The sequence below is a fragment of the Segniliparus rugosus ATCC BAA-974 genome (assembly GCF_000185725.2).
Taxonomy (GTDB): Bacteria; Actinomycetota; Actinomycetes; order Mycobacteriales; family Mycobacteriaceae; genus Segniliparus; species Segniliparus rugosus.
The window spans coordinates 1,644,548-1,658,877 of the sequence record NZ_KI391953.1 but is presented as its reverse complement, the minus strand read 5'-3'; the positions used below and the strand labels follow the sequence as shown (position 1 = coordinate 1,658,877).

Sequence of the window (14,330 nt, the reverse complement as noted above, 5' to 3'; positions counted from 1 at the left end):
TTGCGCATGTCGTCTTGCCTCGCCGACCAGGACGGCACAAGCTGGGCGCATGACCACGAAGCCGGAGCCCTCCATCTCGGAGGTGTTCGCCCAGTACGAACGGCACCTTCGTTTTGAGCGGGGCAGGTCGCCGAACACGGTGCGGGCGTATTTGGGCGATCTGCGCGCCTATTTCGGCCCCGCGCGGGACGAGACCGCGCCCGCGCGCGACGTCTTGGGCGCGGTCACCATCGCCGACCTGCGGGGCTGGCTGTCCGAGATGACGGCGGAAGGCGCCAGCAGGGCGACTTTGGCCCGGAGAGCTTCGGGCATGAAGACCTTTTTCGAGTGGGCGGTGCGGGGCGGCCTCGCCGCGCACGACCCGACCGTGCGGCTCACCACGCCGAAGCTGCGCAAAGCGCTGCCGCACGTGCTGCGCAAGGACCAGGCCGAGCAAGCCCTGACATCGGCCCCGGCGCCGTCAGACGGCGCGCTGCTGCTGCGCGACCAGCTCGTCCTCGAACTGCTCTACGGGACCGGGATGCGCGTCGGGGAGCTCTGCGGCCTCGACGTCGACGATGTGGACCAGGGCCGACGGCTGGCGACGGTGCTGGGCAAAGGCGACAAGCAGCGCGTGGTCCCGTTCGGGGCGAAGGCCTCGGACGCGATCTCGGCGTGGCTGCGCGACGGCAGGCCAAAGCTCGCCGGGCCGAGGTCCGGTGCGGCGCTGCTGCTCGGGGCGCGCGGAGGGCGGCTGGACCAGCGGACCGCCCGGCGCGTGGTGCACGAGAGAGTCGCGCGGGAGCCTGGACTGCCGGACCTTGGTCCGCACGGACTGCGCCACAGCGCGGCGACGCACCTGCTCGAAGGCGGAGCGGACCTGCGGGTGGTGCAGGAAATCCTGGGCCATTCGAGCCTCGCCACCACGCAGATCTACACCCATGTCAGCGTGGAGCGGATCCGGGCCGTCCACTCCCAAGCCCATCCGAGGGGCTAACCCGCCATAGGTTTCAGCCGGATCGGCAACGCGGCCACCAGCACGAGCGGATTGTAGTAGCGGTCGCTGTGGCCATGGCCGAGCTTGAGCCCCCAGTGCAAACAGGCCCGAACCGGACAGCCCGGATGCCCCGCGACGAGCCTGCCGATCGGATCGCCAGCCGCGACCAGCTCGCCGGGCCGTACCGACGGCTCCACCGGCTCATACGTCGTCCTCAGACCGCTCGGATGCTCGACCGAGACGGAGCCGACTCCGTTGATCGAGTTCGCGAACACCACCCTCCCCCGCCCCGCCGAGCGCACCACAGCCCCTTCCGACGCGACGAGGTCGACTCCCCGATGGCCGGAGCCCCATCGCTCGCGCGGCGGATCGAATTTCTGCGCCACACGCGGTTTCGGCGCGAGCGGCCAGACGAACCCGGTGGTCGGGGCGTGCCCTGAGTGCGCTCGGGCGGGGCACAGGCTGCCGGAGAGGCACGCGCACAGCGCGAGCAACACACGCAAGACCTTCATCCCTCTAGCGTGCCGCGCGACAGGGGCGGCACGCTCGGTTCCGGGCGATTTGTGGATGAAAAGCCGGCCCGTCCACAGGACGGGACAGCGTCAGCCGACCAGCGCGCTACGCCGGGTTGTCGGGCAGCCGCAGGTCCGGCTGCTCAAGCTCCTCGATGTTCACGTCCTTGAACGTGATCACCCTGACCTGTTTCAAGAAACGGAACGGCCGGTAGCGGTCCCACACCCACGCGTCGGTCATCCGCACGTCGAAATAGACTTCGCCGTCCGCGTTCCTCGGCACCACCTCGACGGAGTTCGCGAGATAGAACCGACGCTCGGTCTCCACCACGTAGCTGAACTGTCCGACGATGTCTTTGTACTCGCGGTACAGGGACAGCTCGAGCTCGGTCTCGTAGTTCTCCAGGTCTTCTGTGCTCATCGAAGTGTTCCGGCTCCTTCAGTTCGTTCAATTCTATGCTCACGGACGGCTGCTGCGACGGGGGCGTAGGAGTATCGGTGTTGGTCGCAGGGGCCGAGCTCCGCCAGCGCCGCCATGTGCGCCGCCGTGCAATACCCCTTGTGCGTCGCGAAACCGTACCCCGGATGCGCCTCGTCCAGCTCTGCCATGATGCGGTCTCGGGCGACCTTGGCGAGCACGCTCGCCGCCGCGATGCACGCGACGAGCCGGTCCCCGCCGACCACCCGCCGCGCGGGCGCGCCAAGGCGCGGCACTTCGAACCCGTCGAGCAGCACATAGTCGGGAACCTCGGCCAGGCCTGCCACCGCGCGGCGCATCCCTTCGAGATTGGCCTGATGCACGCCCATCGCGTCCACTTCGCCCGGCGGCATCACCACCACATGCCAGCTCGCGGCCTGCTGGAAGATGCGCGGCTCAAGCCATTCCCGTTTCTGCGCGGTGAGTCGTTTCGAGTCGTCCAGCCCTGGCAGCGCACGCGCGGAACGGGGCTTCAAGACGCAGCTGGCCACCACGAGGGGGCCCGCGCAAGCGCCCCGCCCCGCTTCGTCCACGCCCGCCACAGCTGCGAGCCCGGCCCGCCGCAACACCGACTCGAAGGCGTGCAAGCCTTTGCTTGGAGCCGGTAAAGAAGCAGGTAGAGCTAATTCTACCGAACTCGGAGACATCTTCTCACAGTAACAGAAAGCCTGCGAACGGGCCGCTCAGCGCAGAATCTCCGGCGCGTGCACCACGCCCCATCGAGAAGCCGGATAGATGATGACGCGGACTTTGCCGACGACGTTGCCGACCGGCACGGTCCCCATCTCGATGTTCGGAGAGCCGCCCGAGCCGGGGAAGTGATAGGTGTGGGAGCGGGAGTCCGTCGAGTTGATCCGGTTGTCCCCCATCACCCACAACCGGCCAGGGGGCACTTTGAACGGGCCGAACGAGCGGAACTCGTCCTCTGCCGGGTTGTACTCCGGGCCGGGGAAATAGTCCGGGCTCAAGCACGGGTTCTTCGCCCGGTCGCCCTTCGGGTTCTGGCCGAGGACGTCGTTGTCGAGGTACGGCTCGTCCAAAGGCCTGCCGTCGACGGTGAGACCGTGCTCCGGGTCGCACGCGACCGTCTGCCCTCCGGTCGCGATCACCCGTTTGACGATATAGTTCTCGTCCGGGGGCAGCAGTCGCACCAGCCTGCCCAGCCATTTGAGCCCGTCCACCACGCTGCCGAGCGTCGACTCGTCCCGTTTGGGGCGGCGAAGGTCGCGCGAATTGTGCACCCAGCTCTGCGGGGAGACGAACACCACGACGTCCCCCGGCCTTGGGTCCTCGAACCGGTACACCATCCGGTCCACGAGCACCCGGTCGCCGGTGCAGCCGAAGCAGCCGTGCAGCGTGGGCTCCATCGATTCCGACGGGATCACGAACGGACGGGCGACGAACGTCTGCACGACAAAGTTGATCGCAAGAACCAGAACGACGAGAATGATCGTCTCTTGCCAGAAGGGCCGTTCAGCCTTCTTCCCGCCTTTTTTCCGCCGAACGTCCTTTTTAGAGGAGGACCGCTCCCCTTTCAGGGGTCCTTTTTCCTCCGCGCCAGACCCGTTTTCCGGGTCTGGCGCGAGACGGCGATCCTCTTCGGACGCGCCAGAGGAAGCTTCTGTCATCGGGCGGCGACGCGCTTCTCCTTGATCTTCGCGGCTTTCCCACGCAGATCTCGCAAGTAGTAGAGCTTGGCCCGGCGGACATCGCCGCGAGTCACCACGTTGATCTTGGCGATGTTGCCGCTGTGCACCGGGAAGGTGCGCTCGACGCCGACGCCGAAGGAGACCTTGCGCACGGTGAAGGTCTCACGGATCCCGCCGCCCTGGCGGCGGATGATGGCCCCCTTGAAGACCTGGATACGCTCTTTCGAGCCTTCGATGACCTTCACGTGCACCTCGACCGTGTCGCCCGGGCCAAAGTCCGGGATGTCGTCGCGCAGCAGCGGTTTCTCGACGAAATCAAGCCTGTTCATGGTGTTCTCGCAGTCCTTAACATACTTTTCCGGTCGCGCGCTCCGTCGCCTGAATCTGATTGCGCAGATTGACTCCAGACGCGCGCCAGCCCGGTTGGGCAACTGCTCTATTGTGCCAGACTCGGGCGGGAATGCGAAATCGACGTCCGGACCGGTCCAGCGTGATCGCTGCGCTACACTCCCAATTATGTTTCTGGGTCGAAGCGCCCGCCGCGTCGGGCGCGTTTTCGGGGCGGGGTCCCTCGTGTGCGCGACGGTCGCGGGCTGCACCATTCAGCTGCCCGTGAGCTCTTCCGCCGACCACAACCTCGCTTCGCCGTACTCCGAGCTCGTCCCCAAACCGGACCCGTTCCTCTCGCCGAAATCCGTCAACGATTCGGTGAACGGCAAGACCAAGCTCGAAGACCGGCTGGCCGTCGCGACCTTCGCCGCCGCGTCGCGCGGGGCCTCCCTCGCCGTCGCCTACCGCGACCGCTCGAAGAGCCCGGCGGTCACCGTCTCCAACGGCGAGGCGGCGCTGCAGATCCAAGCTCCGATCGCCTCGCTGACCAAGCTCTGGATCGCGGACCACCTTCTCTACGAGGACTCGCTGTGGGCGAACAAGCCGAAAGCCGATCCGCCGGACCCGAACAGGGTGGAGCTCAGCGCCGACGACCGCAACGACATCGAGGCGATCCTCAAGAACTCCGACGACGCCGCCGCGTGGCGGCTGTGGGCCAAACACGGCAGAGCGGGCATCGTCGACGAGATCAAAGACCGGTACAAGCTCGGCGACAGCACCGTCCCCCCGCCGGACGGCACCTGGTGGAACGTGCTGAGCACCCCGGGCGACATCGTCGCCTACTACGACCAGCTCCTCGCGCAGCAGAACGCCTCCGCCCCGGACGACGCGTCCCAGGACGACAAGAACGCGCTGGCGGCGTGGAAGAACGCCGCGAGCCAGGTGGTCCAGAACCTGGAGCATTACGACGCGACGCAGACCGGCTCCTGCTACGAGACGGAGAAGAAGGAGAAGCGGCAATGCGGAGCCGCCCAGTCCTTCGGATTCCCGCAGGCGCTGCCCTCGGAGCACCCGGAGGGCACGAACCTCTTCGGGGTCAAGCAGTCCCGTATGTGCTGCGTCGAGGACCACTGGGTCTACTGGAGCACCGCGATCGACCTGAGCAACAACCGCAACGCGGTCCTCGTCGCCCTCTCCGTCGAGCGGGTCGACCCGACGGGGTCCTCGGTGAACGAGCAGCGCTACGCCAGCACCCAAGTGACGGACGACGACTCCGCCAAGCACGCCGCCGTCACGTTGACCGGCGCGTTGATGCGGGCCTTCCCCGAGGGCAAACTCCCCTAATCGCCCGTCCGCGCATCGCCGAGCAGGTCGGGACGGCGCTCCATGGTGCGCGACAAGGCTTGCTCGTGCCGCCACGCCGCGACTTTGGCGTGGTCCCCGGACAGCAGCACCTTGGGGACGTCGAGCCCCCGCCATGACTCCGGACGGGTATAACAAGGCGCTTCGAGCAATCCCTCCGAGAACGAGTCCTCTTGATGGGATTGCGGGTTGCCGAGCACGCCCGGCATGAGCCGGACCACGGCCTCGACCATCGCGAGCACCGCCACCTCTCCCCCGACGAGCACGTAGTCGCCGATGCTGACCTCGGCGACCCGGCATCGGCGCGCCGCGTCCTCGACCACACGCTGGTCGATGCCCTCGTAACGGCCGCACGCGAAGACGAGGTGCCGCTCTTGCGCCCACTGCTCCGCCGTCGCCTGGGTGAACCGCCTGCCCGCCGGGGTGGGCACCACCAGAAGCGCATCGTCCGGGCAGACCGCGTCGAGCGCGGGGCCCCAGATGTCCGCGCGCATCACCATGCCCGGCCCGCCGCCGTACGGCGCGTCGTCCACGCTCCGATGGTTGTCCGTCGTCCATTGGCGCAGATCGTGCAGGCCCAGCCCGACGATCCCCCGGTCGATCGCCTTGCCGATCAGGCCTTCCCGCAACGGGCTGAAGCATTCGGGAAAGATCGTGACGACGTCGAGCCTCATGATTCGGCGTTCAATTCCAACAAGCCCTCGGGCAGCGCGACCCGCGCGACCCTGTCGGACCGCGAGATCTCCACCACGATGGCGGCGACGAACGGGATGAGCACTTCGCGCCCGTCCTTGACGCGGGCGACCAACCAGTCCCCGCCGGCGGAATGGGCCACATCGGCGATCTCGCCGAGTTCCGCCCCAGTGCCGTGGTCTTCGATCCGCAAACCGACCAGTTCATGGTCGTAGAATTCGTCGGGGTCCTCGTTCGGCGGCAAATCCTCGCTGCGCACGACTAGCAAAGCGCCCCGGAGGGAGTCCGCGGCCGTTCGGTCCACGACCCCCTCGAACGAGACGAGCAGACGGTTCGCGTGCTCCCGCACAGACACCACGCGGAGCGTCTTCCCCGCAGCTTTTGCTTTCGGCATCCGCACCGCCAGCGCCGAGCCCGGCGCGAAACGCAGCTCGGGCTCGTCCGTGCGGATCTCGACCGCTACTTCGCCGACGAGCCCGTGCGACTTGGCTATCCTGCCGACGACCAGCTCTGCCAACCCAGAGCCCCTCCGTCAGCGGTCCAGGTCGACGAAGTCCACGCGAACGCCTCGGCCGCCGATCGAATTGACCACGGTGCGCAGCGCGCTGGCCGTGCGACCGCCCCGACCGATCGCTTTGCCGAGGTCCTCGGGATGCACGTGCACTTCGAGGACCCGGCCGCGACGACCGCCCACCAGGCGGACCTGGACGTCGTCCGGGTTCGCGACGATGCCCCGGATGAGGTGCTCGGTGGCCTCCACCAACGTGTCGGTCACTGCTCCTGCGCGTCCTCAGCCTCAGCCTCGGCTTCGGCGACCGGCGCGGCCTCTTCGACGGACTCTTCCTTCGCCTCGTCGGCCTTGGCCTCGTCAGCCTTCTTGCGCGACTTCTTCGGCGTGGTGGCGGCTCCAGACCCGGACTCGCCCACCTTGGCGAGTTCCGCGTTGAACACCTCGAGCTTGGACGGCTTGGGCGCGGCCACCTTGAGCGTGCCCTCGGCGCCCGGAAGGCCCTTGAACTTCTGCCAGTCGCCGGTGATCTTCAGCAGCACTTCGACCGGCTCGGTCGGCTGCGCGCCGACGCCCAGCCAGTACTGAGCCCGCTCGGACTCGATCTGGATGAAGCTCGGCTCCTCTTTCGGGTGGTACTTGCCGATGGTCTCGATCACCCGGCCGTCCCGACGGGAACGGGAGTCGGCGACGACGACGCGGTAGTGCGGGGTGCGGATCTTGCCGAGCCGCTGAAGCTTGATCTTAACTGCCACCAGGTTCCTCTACAGAGTGTTTCGTTCGTTGCTGTCGGCGCGCAATGGACACGACTGACCCGCGCGCTCATCCGGCTTGCTATCTTGCCAGAAATCTTTTGTTCAGACAAATGCCCCGCTCTGGTGGCCCGTCACCGCCCCGGAAACCCCGGGAAATTCGGCATCGGCGGAAGCTTGAGCGACGAGAGGTCGATGTCTTCCAGCCCCGGAGGGAGGTCGTAGAGGCCGTCCGGAGCGCTCGGCAGACCGCCAGAGGGCTGGCGCTGCTGCCCCTTGCCGCCGCCCTTCTTGCCTTTGCCCTTTTTCGCGGCCTTCGCCTTCGCCTTGCTCGGCCGGGAGCCGAAGCCGCCGCCGAACATCCCGCCCGCGAGCTGGCCCATGACTTTCTTCATCTGGAAGAACTGGTCCACGAGCTGGTTGACCTGGTTCACCGTCACGCCGGACCCGTTCGCGATCCGAAGCCGCCGCGAGGCGTTGATCAGCTTCGGGTCGGCGCGCTCCTGCGGGGTCATGCCGCAGATGATGGCTTCGAGCCGGTCCAGCTCTCGCTCGTCCACCTGCGCGAGCGCGTCTTTCATCTGCCCAGCGCCCGGCAGCATCCCGATGATGTTCGCGAGCGGCCCGAGCTGGCGCATCTGCTTGAGCTGCTGCAGGAAGTCTTCCAGCGTCAGCTCCCCAGAGGCGATCTTCTGCGCGGCCTCTTCGGCCTGGCGCTCGTCGAAGACGCGCTGCGCCTGCTCGATCAGGGACAACAGGTCGCCCATGTCGAGGATGCGGCTCGACATCCGGTCGGGGTGGAAGACGTCGAAGTCTTCGAGCTTCTCCCCGACAGAGGCGAAGAGGATCGGTTTGCCGGTCACCTGTCGGACCGACAAGGCGGCTCCGCCTCGGGCGTCGCCGTCGAGCTTGGTGAGCACGACTCCGGTGAACCCGACTCCCTGGTCGAACGCCGTCGCCGCGTGCAGCGCGTCTTGGCCGATCATCGCGTCGACGGTGAACAGCACCTCGTCCGGCGACACCGCGTCGCGGATCGCGGCAGCCTGCGCCATAAGCTCCTGGTCCACGCCGAGCCGGCCGGCGGTGTCCACCACGACCACGTCGTGGTGCTGCCCTCGGGCGAACTCCACGCCGGCGCGGGCGACCGCGACCGGGTCGCCGACCGTGATCCCGTCGTTGTCCAGGCTCGCGCCCGGCTCCGGCGCGAACACACCCACCCCGGCCCGCTCGCCGACCACTTGCAGCTGCTTGACCGCCCCTGGGCGCTGCAAGTCGCAGGCGACAAGGAGCGGGGCGTGCCCCTGGTGCTTCAGCCATTTGGCGAGCTTGCCCGCGAGCGTGGTCTTGCCCGCGCCCTGCAAGCCGACAAGCATGATGACCGTTGGCGGGGTCTTGGCGAACTGCAGCCTGCGGGACTCGCCGCCGAGGATCTCGGTGAGCTCCTCGTCGACGATCTTCACCACCTGCTGGGCAGGGTTCAGCGCCCCGGAGAGCGCCACCCCCTTGGCCCGCTCTTTGACCCGCCCGATGAACTCGCGGACCACCGGCAGCGCGACGTCCGCTTCCAAGAGCGCGATGCGGATGTGCTTGCAGGTGACGTCGATGTCCTCCTCGGACAGCTTGCCCTTGCCCCGCAGTTGGGACAGCGCTCCGACCAGCCGGTCTGACAGCGAACTGAACACGAATGAAACTCCTTGATGAGTAAAGCCCTAAAGCATCAGTGTATCGGGCCGCGCGGGGCTCCGAGAACGCAGCAGACCCTCGGCCAGGCTCCGTCAGACCCCGAAACGCCGGTGCCGGGCGGCGTAGTCCCGCATCGCCCGCAGGAAGTCCACCCGGCGGAATTCCGGCCAGAACGCCTCGGTGAACCAGATCTCGGAGTGCACGCTCTGCCAGAGCAGGAAGCCGGAGAGGCGCTGCTCTCCCGACGTGCGGATCACCAAATCCGGATCGGGCTGGCCGGAGGTGTACAGATGCTCCCCGATGGCCGCCACGTCGATCGAGTCCACCAGCTCCTGCCCCGCCAGACCCGAGGCGAGCCGGTCCGCGACGAGCGAGCGCACCGCGTCGGAGATCTCCTGCCTGCCGCCGTAGCCCACCGCGACGTTGACGTGGCCGCCGGTGCGGCCAACGGTCTTCTTCGCGGAGCTCACCAGATTGGCGGCGAACTCCTCGGGGAGGAACTCCAACGCCCCGACGATCCGCACCTGCCAGTTTTTGTCCGGCGCGCACAGCTCCGCGACGACTTCGTGGATGATGTCGAGCAGGGCCGAGAGCTCCTCCGGATCGCGCCGCAGGTTCTCCGTGGACAACAGCCACACCGTGACGTGGCCGATGCCCTCCGCGTCGCACCACGAAAGGAACTCCGCGATCTTCAGGGCTCCGACCCGGTGCCCGTGGCTCACGTCCGAAAAACCGTTGGCCCGCGCCCATCTGCGATTGCCGTCGCACAGGACCGCGATGTGCTCCGGCAGCCTCGCGCCCCGCAACTGCCGCTCCACCTGCCGCTCGTAGAGGCCGTACACCACTCGGGCCGCCGCCCGCCGCACGGGGTTGCTGCGCTTTAGCATGCGCTCGCCAGCCTCGACATGGCCACGAACCCCCGCGCGCGCAAAGAAGCGGAGCCGTGCCGCCCCGACAGCCGGTCGAAGATGACCGTGAGGCTCACGCCCAACCGCGCCGGGTCGTGCCATCGGCGGAAGCCCCGTTCCTCGAACTCGGCTCCGCGCACGATCGCCGTCGCGGCGGCGAGCGCGCTCTGCCCCGCCCGATGCCGCTCGGAGCCCTCCCGCAAGACGAACTCCCAGTACGCCCGCAGCGCCGTCACATCGGCTGCCGAGCCCACCGGGCCGTGCCCCGGCACCACGACCTCCGGCTCGAACGCGAGGACTCGGTCCAGCGCCGCGATCCAGTTCTCCGCGGGCCCCGCCCACATGATCGGCGTGACCTTGGAGAACAGGATGTCGCCCGCGAAGACCACGTCCACGTCGGGCACATGGACGAGCAGGTCGCCCCTAGTGTGCGCCGGGCCGACCTTGACCAGTTCCACCCGGCGGCCGCCCACCTGGAGCGAGAGCGACCCGGCGAACGACTCGGTCGGCGGCGTGGGCCGCACGCCCCGGAAGTCGTACTGCCCCATGGACCGCAAGAAGCTCGTGAAGAAGATCGCGGGCCGCAGGCCGGGGATCTTCTCCCGCAACGGCAGCCGTTCAAGCACCGGGACCGCGAGCGAGCCGAACCGGCCCGCCGCGGCGAGCACGCGCGGGTCGAATTCGGCCATGTCCTCTCGCGCCCCCTCGGCCGCGATGATCCGCCTGCCCGACACCAGCTGGTTCCCCCAGCAGTGGTCGCCGTCGCCGTGGGTGTTCACCACGACGGTGATCGTTTCGGCGGGCACTGGCGCGGTGTCGAGCATCCGGGCGGCGAGAGTCGGATCCCACAGCGTGTCGACGAGCAACGCTTCACCGTCGCCGCAGATCAGGCCCGCATTGGATTCGCCGAGCTTGCCGTTCGGCTGTAGCCAGGCCCACGTGCCCTCGGCCACTTCGTGCCAGCCGCCCTGGTACTCGGCGGGCTCGCCGAGCACTGTCGGCATGGTGAAAGGTGTCACCACGACAGCTTATCCCGTGGCCGAGGGCGGGGCCGTGCGCGAGCCGCATGCCCCCCCTCATGGACGAGGACGGGGCATGCGGCTCGCGCGCCGATCACGCCGTTGTGGGCGGCTCCGGCGAGGGCGAAGTCGTCGGCGGCGGCGGAGGAGGCGGCGCGGTCGGGGCCGTCGGAGCAGGGGCTTGCTGCGGCGGCGGGGCCGACGGCCTCGGCGGCTGCTGGACCGCCGGAGCCCCAGGGGCCTGGACCGTCGGCATATGGACGACGCCGGTGGCCTCCGAGTTGTGCGCCGCTCCCGTCGTCACGATCGACTCGGACGGGTCGATCGTGGTGTTGGGGTCGTTGTTCGCCGCCTCTTGTTTGTCGGCGCTCTGCCGGATGGCTCCGGTCAGCGTGCCGAGCCAGTCGAACACGCTCTGCGCCTCAGGCAGAGTCTCCCGCACGATCTTGGGGTCGCGCAGTCCGTTGTCCGCGAACGGCTCCGACGGGTCGTGCGGCGGAACGCTGATAGGCTCCGCCGGTTGCGTCGCGAGGTAGCCAGATATGCCGTTCTCCGCAGCTGCGGTGGCTTCGGAACTGCTCCGAGAAAAATCGAAGATATTGTGGAAAACCATAATTGCTCACCATCCTGAGTCGTTGTCGTGATCGGTTGTTTCGAGATAATGCTTTCGTGGGTAGCTGAACGTCTGGCCGCTGTCCGGAATTTCCTCCTCGTCGAAGACAATGTGCTCCACGCCCAGTGTGGACACCAGCTCCGCGACGCCTTTCGGCCGATACGCAATGCCCGAAGGCGTGGAAACGTCCGCCAATCCGAGCGCCGAGATGTCCCGCGCGATCACTGTGGCGGTATTCGTCGCGGGGTCCTGCGGAGAGCCTCTCTCCACGCTCACCGGCTGAGGGTAATGCAGAGCGACGAATCCGCCGAAAGTGATCGGCAGCTCGTACGTGTATTGCTTGACTTGTCTTCGTTGCGTGGCCATCGTCTGAACGGCGCTGGCCGCCGGAATATCGCCCGAAACCTCGGATGTCGAAGTCCAGGAAGTCGTCACCGACCCGCCGACCGAACCGGTGAGGCCGAGGAGCAGCGAAGCAAGCGCCGTCGCGCTCCCTGTCGCGGTGCCGGTCCCGGTCTCCGTCTCGGTGTTCGTGATGGTCTCCGAGAAAGTCGTCGACTCGGTCTCCTCGACTGTCACGGAGTCGGTCGCCGAGGCCAGAGTTTCGTTCTGAAAGCCGGTGTTGTCTGGATGGGCGTGGATGATAGCGGTGTTCGACGCCGTGGCCGAAGACGTGCCCGAGGCCATGTCCGAGATCGTGTACGAGATCATCTCCGCATTTCTTTGCGCCATGCTCACCTGCAGCTGAGCGGCTAATTCGCCGGTGGCGCTGCCTTCGAGCGTGAGCTGGGCCGTGCCTTCGAGTGACCAAGAGAGCGTGTTCGAGATGGTGAACTGAACAGAGTCCGTGAAGCTCCGGGACCTCCTGCTCGACCGATTCTCGTACAAACGGGAGGACAAGACGTCCGGCGGGGGCTGGATGATGTCGGCGCGCTCCTCGACAAGCGGCGCGCCGATATGGAAATAAGAAATCCAGCCCTGTTCCGCCGCTGTCGGACCAGGGTAATTGCCGAAGTTCCTCTCGTTGATCGAGAGTCCGTCCGGCGAGATGTACACCCGGTTCCCATTGTTTCGGACTTCCTTTTTCAGACCGTCTGAAGCCAAGATCGCTTGCACTGCGTCCTCGGTGATGTTGAGTTCGATCAGATTCACCGACGTCAGCATGCGCCGCTTCACCGGATCAATATCCAAGTTCGGAATTTCTGGCATGACTCATGCCCCTTTCGCTCAAGAAGGGTGATCGCTTACTGCGAGTGTTTTCCGCATGATCGCCATCTTTCGGCGAGCCCGAGAAGTCGGGGAGCCAAGAAAGCTCATGCTAGGTTGCGATATGCCGGCGTCGTCGCGCTTCTGATACGAGATGATACAAATGTCAACGCCGCGAAAACCGGAAGGAAGAGTGGTGCTGTGCGAATATTTCGAAGATCGTCGCCGGGCCGTCATGCCATCGTGCGCTCGCGAAAATCTCGCTACATCTCAAGGCTAACACCCGTTCTTCGTACCGTCAAGAGATGTTCCTGGAGTCGTTCACGCGTCGGGCTCGACGAGCTTGAACCTCAGCAAGACGGAATTCCTGACCGTGTTCGACGACACGCCGAATTCCGCGTACGCCATATCGAGCGGGGCAAGGTCCGCTTCGACTTCGGCCTCGAGCCACTCGCCGCCCGCCCCCATCAAGCGCAGCACGGCCCTGTTCCGCCCCGAGCCGGGGTCGGCCCGGCCTCGTAGGCCTGCGAGCAGGGACAAGAGGACGGGCCGGTCCTCTGGGTGCAGCTGGGGCTGGTAGGCGTCCCCCAGCCACAGCGGCGGGTCGTTCCACCAGCGCCACAACGTGAACGCCTCTGGGTCGAGCATCAGGGCGCAGTGCTCGCCTTTCCTGCGGGTGGCGAGGCTGACCACTCGCGCGATCATCGTGGGGCGGGGATGCTGCCACGAGCGCGGGTCGATGTCGACGTTCGTGTCCACTCCGCGCACGTGCCGGCCGCCGTCGGCGTCGACGCTGATGTGCGCGGAGAACCGAATGCGGACGTACTCCGCGTCCGCGCTCTGGTGGGTCCAGATGGAGTCGTACGCCTCGCCCGGCTTGCCCGAGAGGACGAAGCCGAGCCCGGTGGACTCGTCCAGCGGGTCGACCAACATCCGCAGATCCGCCGCGATGGCCTTGTGGCGGCGGTAGCCGCCGGGGAAAGCGCGGGTCCTGAACGACTCCTCGTCCTCGACGCTCTCGGCCTTCGCGACATCCCACCACCATGCGCCCGCAAGCGGACGAGGCGGCGGCTGTTCGCCCTGCTTGCCGATCCAAACCTGCGCCCCGTGGACCTGGCCGTCGGGCAGGGCGACCGGGCGGATGTGGAGCTGTTGCCCCTTCCTGCCCCGGACAAGCCGCACCTCCCCGACGTGGTCGCCGATCCCCCCCAACGCGGCGAGAAGATCGCGCAGGCTCGCGTTCCTGCTGAGCACAGTGGTCAGTTCCGGGAGGCCCGCCATCTGCCTTCTCCCGACGCAGACGACGGAGGGCGCGCTGCCTAATGTGTCTACGAGGAGCCATTCCCGCTCACCCGCCATTCGGGCCTCCTGCGTTCAGGCCATGTGCGCCGATCGACGCCGCGAGCGGCGCGGTCAGCGTCAAAGCTCGCGGCGGACGATCATGTGCGCATACGTCCTGGGTTCCACCATTCACGCTGGGCATCGGCTTCAGCTGCCAAGGCCAACGGGCAGACGGAGCCCGCATTCCGAATATAGCCGAACGCTCTTGCAGGCAAAGGAAATACATGTTAGATTCGAAATGGTTGCACCCGGAATGGGTTAAAGCGCGTGAGTTAACTTGTTCTCCCGCGCCCGCGCGGT

At 67.1% G+C, this 14,330-nt stretch carries 17 protein-coding genes; 2 read left to right on the top strand and 15 right to left on the bottom strand.

The window, feature by feature from the left end; all coding sequences use genetic code 11:
• The first annotated feature begins 73 nt into the window (after positions 1 to 73).
• Complete coding sequence (locus HMPREF9336_RS08190; RefSeq protein WP_040585272.1) at positions 74 to 976, top strand: tyrosine recombinase XerC; 903 nt, start codon at positions 74 to 76, stop codon at positions 974 to 976.
• Here HMPREF9336_RS08190 and HMPREF9336_RS08185 read toward each other — a convergent pair.
• The 5 genes from HMPREF9336_RS08185 to rplS all read right to left on the bottom strand — a co-directional run bounded on the left by HMPREF9336_RS08185 (position 973) and on the right by rplS (position 3,944).
• Positions 973 to 1,488: a M23 family metallopeptidase gene (locus HMPREF9336_RS08185; protein ID WP_021030343.1), complete on the bottom strand. Its 516-nt coding sequence runs from the start codon at positions 1,486 to 1,488 to the stop codon at positions 973 to 975. The two genes, HMPREF9336_RS08190 and HMPREF9336_RS08185, sit on opposite strands and share 4 nt — an antisense overlap.
• Positions 1,489 to 1,594: 106 nt before the next feature.
• Positions 1,595 to 1,909 carry a DUF2469 domain-containing protein gene (locus tag HMPREF9336_RS08180; protein ID WP_007470795.1) on the bottom strand — a complete coding sequence of 105 codons (315 nt, stop codon included), beginning with the start codon at positions 1,907 to 1,909 and terminating at the stop codon, positions 1,595 to 1,597.
• Positions 1,906 to 2,613: a ribonuclease HII gene (locus HMPREF9336_RS08175; RefSeq protein WP_051357187.1), complete on the bottom strand. Its 708-nt coding sequence runs from the start codon at positions 2,611 to 2,613 to the stop codon at positions 1,906 to 1,908. The genes HMPREF9336_RS08180 and HMPREF9336_RS08175 overlap by 4 nt, the downstream gene beginning before the upstream one ends.
• Positions 2,614 to 2,649: 36 nt before the next feature.
• Positions 2,650 to 3,594 (bottom strand): signal peptidase I, encoded by a 945-nt coding sequence (gene lepB / locus HMPREF9336_RS08170; RefSeq protein WP_007470783.1) that lies wholly within the window; start codon positions 3,592 to 3,594, stop codon positions 2,650 to 2,652.
• Positions 3,591 to 3,944, bottom strand: coding sequence for a 50S ribosomal protein L19 (gene rplS, locus HMPREF9336_RS08165; protein ID WP_007470781.1), 354 nt, complete (start codon positions 3,942 to 3,944; stop codon positions 3,591 to 3,593). The genes lepB and rplS overlap by 4 nt, the downstream gene beginning before the upstream one ends.
• Before the next feature lie 187 nt (positions 3,945 to 4,131).
• Between rplS and HMPREF9336_RS08160 the strand changes: the two genes are divergently transcribed.
• On the top strand, positions 4,132 to 5,289 hold the full coding sequence (locus HMPREF9336_RS08160; protein ID WP_021030342.1) for a hypothetical protein: 1,158 nt from the start codon (positions 4,132 to 4,134) through the stop codon (positions 5,287 to 5,289).
• On the opposite strand, the gene trmD is transcribed toward HMPREF9336_RS08160, so the two are convergent.
• The 10 genes from trmD to HMPREF9336_RS08110 form a co-directional block, all read right to left on the bottom strand.
• Positions 5,286 to 5,981 carry a tRNA (guanosine(37)-N1)-methyltransferase TrmD gene (gene trmD, locus HMPREF9336_RS08155; RefSeq protein ID WP_007470778.1) on the bottom strand — a complete coding sequence of 232 codons (696 nt, stop codon included), beginning with the start codon at positions 5,979 to 5,981 and terminating at the stop codon, positions 5,286 to 5,288. The genes HMPREF9336_RS08160 and trmD overlap by 4 nt on opposite strands.
• On the bottom strand, positions 5,978 to 6,517 hold the full coding sequence (gene rimM, locus HMPREF9336_RS08150) for a ribosome maturation factor RimM (RefSeq protein WP_007470776.1): 540 nt from the start codon (positions 6,515 to 6,517) through the stop codon (positions 5,978 to 5,980). Before rimM ends, trmD begins: the two co-directional genes overlap by 4 nt.
• A 15-nt stretch (positions 6,518 to 6,532) precedes the next feature.
• Positions 6,533 to 6,775, bottom strand: a complete 243-nt coding sequence (locus HMPREF9336_RS08145; protein ID WP_007470775.1) for an RNA-binding protein — start codon at positions 6,773 to 6,775, stop codon at positions 6,533 to 6,535.
• On the bottom strand, positions 6,772 to 7,263 hold the full coding sequence (gene rpsP / locus HMPREF9336_RS08140) for a 30S ribosomal protein S16 (RefSeq protein ID WP_007470773.1): 492 nt from the start codon (positions 7,261 to 7,263) through the stop codon (positions 6,772 to 6,774). Before rpsP ends, HMPREF9336_RS08145 begins: the two co-directional genes overlap by 4 nt.
• A gap of 131 nt (positions 7,264 to 7,394) precedes the next feature.
• On the bottom strand, positions 7,395 to 8,942 hold the full coding sequence (gene ffh, locus HMPREF9336_RS08135) for a signal recognition particle protein (RefSeq protein ID WP_007470772.1): 1,548 nt from the start codon (positions 8,940 to 8,942) through the stop codon (positions 7,395 to 7,397).
• A gap of 93 nt (positions 8,943 to 9,035) precedes the next feature.
• Complete coding sequence (locus tag HMPREF9336_RS08130) at positions 9,036 to 9,830, bottom strand: isoprenyl transferase (protein WP_007470771.1); 795 nt, start codon at positions 9,828 to 9,830, stop codon at positions 9,036 to 9,038.
• On the bottom strand, positions 9,824 to 10,870 hold the full coding sequence (locus HMPREF9336_RS08125; protein WP_051357308.1) for an MBL fold metallo-hydrolase: 1,047 nt from the start codon (positions 10,868 to 10,870) through the stop codon (positions 9,824 to 9,826). Before HMPREF9336_RS08125 ends, HMPREF9336_RS08130 begins: the two co-directional genes overlap by 7 nt.
• 94 nt (positions 10,871 to 10,964) lie before the next feature.
• A complete protein-coding gene (locus HMPREF9336_RS18420) occupies positions 10,965 to 11,483 on the bottom strand; it encodes a hypothetical protein (protein ID WP_021030340.1) in 519 nt (172 codons plus the stop codon).
• A 6-nt stretch (positions 11,484 to 11,489) separates the two neighbouring features.
• Complete coding sequence (locus HMPREF9336_RS08115) at positions 11,490 to 12,692, bottom strand: hypothetical protein (RefSeq protein ID WP_007470768.1); 1,203 nt, start codon at positions 12,690 to 12,692, stop codon at positions 11,490 to 11,492.
• Between the two features lie 318 nt (positions 12,693 to 13,010).
• A complete protein-coding gene (locus HMPREF9336_RS08110) occupies positions 13,011 to 14,048 on the bottom strand; it encodes a GAF domain-containing protein (RefSeq protein WP_007470767.1) in 1,038 nt (345 codons plus the stop codon).
• Between the last annotated feature and the right edge of the window lie 282 nt (positions 14,049 to 14,330).

Excerpts from the sequence above, each read along its gene's own strand:
- HMPREF9336_RS08185 (WP_021030343.1), bottom strand. The coding sequence starts at position 1,488 with ATGAAGGTCTTGCGTGTGTTGCTCGCGCTGTGCGCGTGCCTCTCCGGC.
- HMPREF9336_RS08180 (WP_007470795.1), bottom strand. The coding sequence starts at position 1,909 with ATGAGCACAGAAGACCTGGAGAACTACGAGACCGAGCTCGAGCTGTCC.
- HMPREF9336_RS08175 (WP_051357187.1), bottom strand. The coding sequence starts at position 2,613 with ATGTCTCCGAGTTCGGTAGAATTAGCTCTACCTGCTTCTTTACCGGCT.
- lepB (WP_007470783.1), bottom strand. The coding sequence starts at position 3,594 with ATGACAGAAGCTTCCTCTGGCGCGTCCGAAGAGGATCGCCGTCTCGCG.
- rplS (WP_007470781.1), bottom strand. The coding sequence starts at position 3,944 with ATGAACAGGCTTGATTTCGTCGAGAAACCGCTGCTGCGCGACGACATC.
- HMPREF9336_RS08160 (WP_021030342.1), top strand. The coding sequence starts at position 4,132 with ATGTTTCTGGGTCGAAGCGCCCGCCGCGTCGGGCGCGTTTTCGGGGCG.
- trmD (WP_007470778.1), bottom strand. The coding sequence starts at position 5,981 with ATGAGGCTCGACGTCGTCACGATCTTTCCCGAATGCTTCAGCCCGTTG.
- HMPREF9336_RS08130 (WP_007470771.1), bottom strand. The coding sequence starts at position 9,830 with ATGCTAAAGCGCAGCAACCCCGTGCGGCGGGCGGCGGCCCGAGTGGTG.
- HMPREF9336_RS18420 (WP_021030340.1), bottom strand. The coding sequence starts at position 11,483 with ATGGTTTTCCACAATATCTTCGATTTTTCTCGGAGCAGTTCCGAAGCC.
- HMPREF9336_RS08115 (WP_007470768.1), bottom strand. The coding sequence starts at position 12,692 with ATGCCAGAAATTCCGAACTTGGATATTGATCCGGTGAAGCGGCGCATG.
- HMPREF9336_RS08110 (WP_007470767.1), bottom strand. The coding sequence starts at position 14,048 with ATGGCGGGTGAGCGGGAATGGCTCCTCGTAGACACATTAGGCAGCGCG.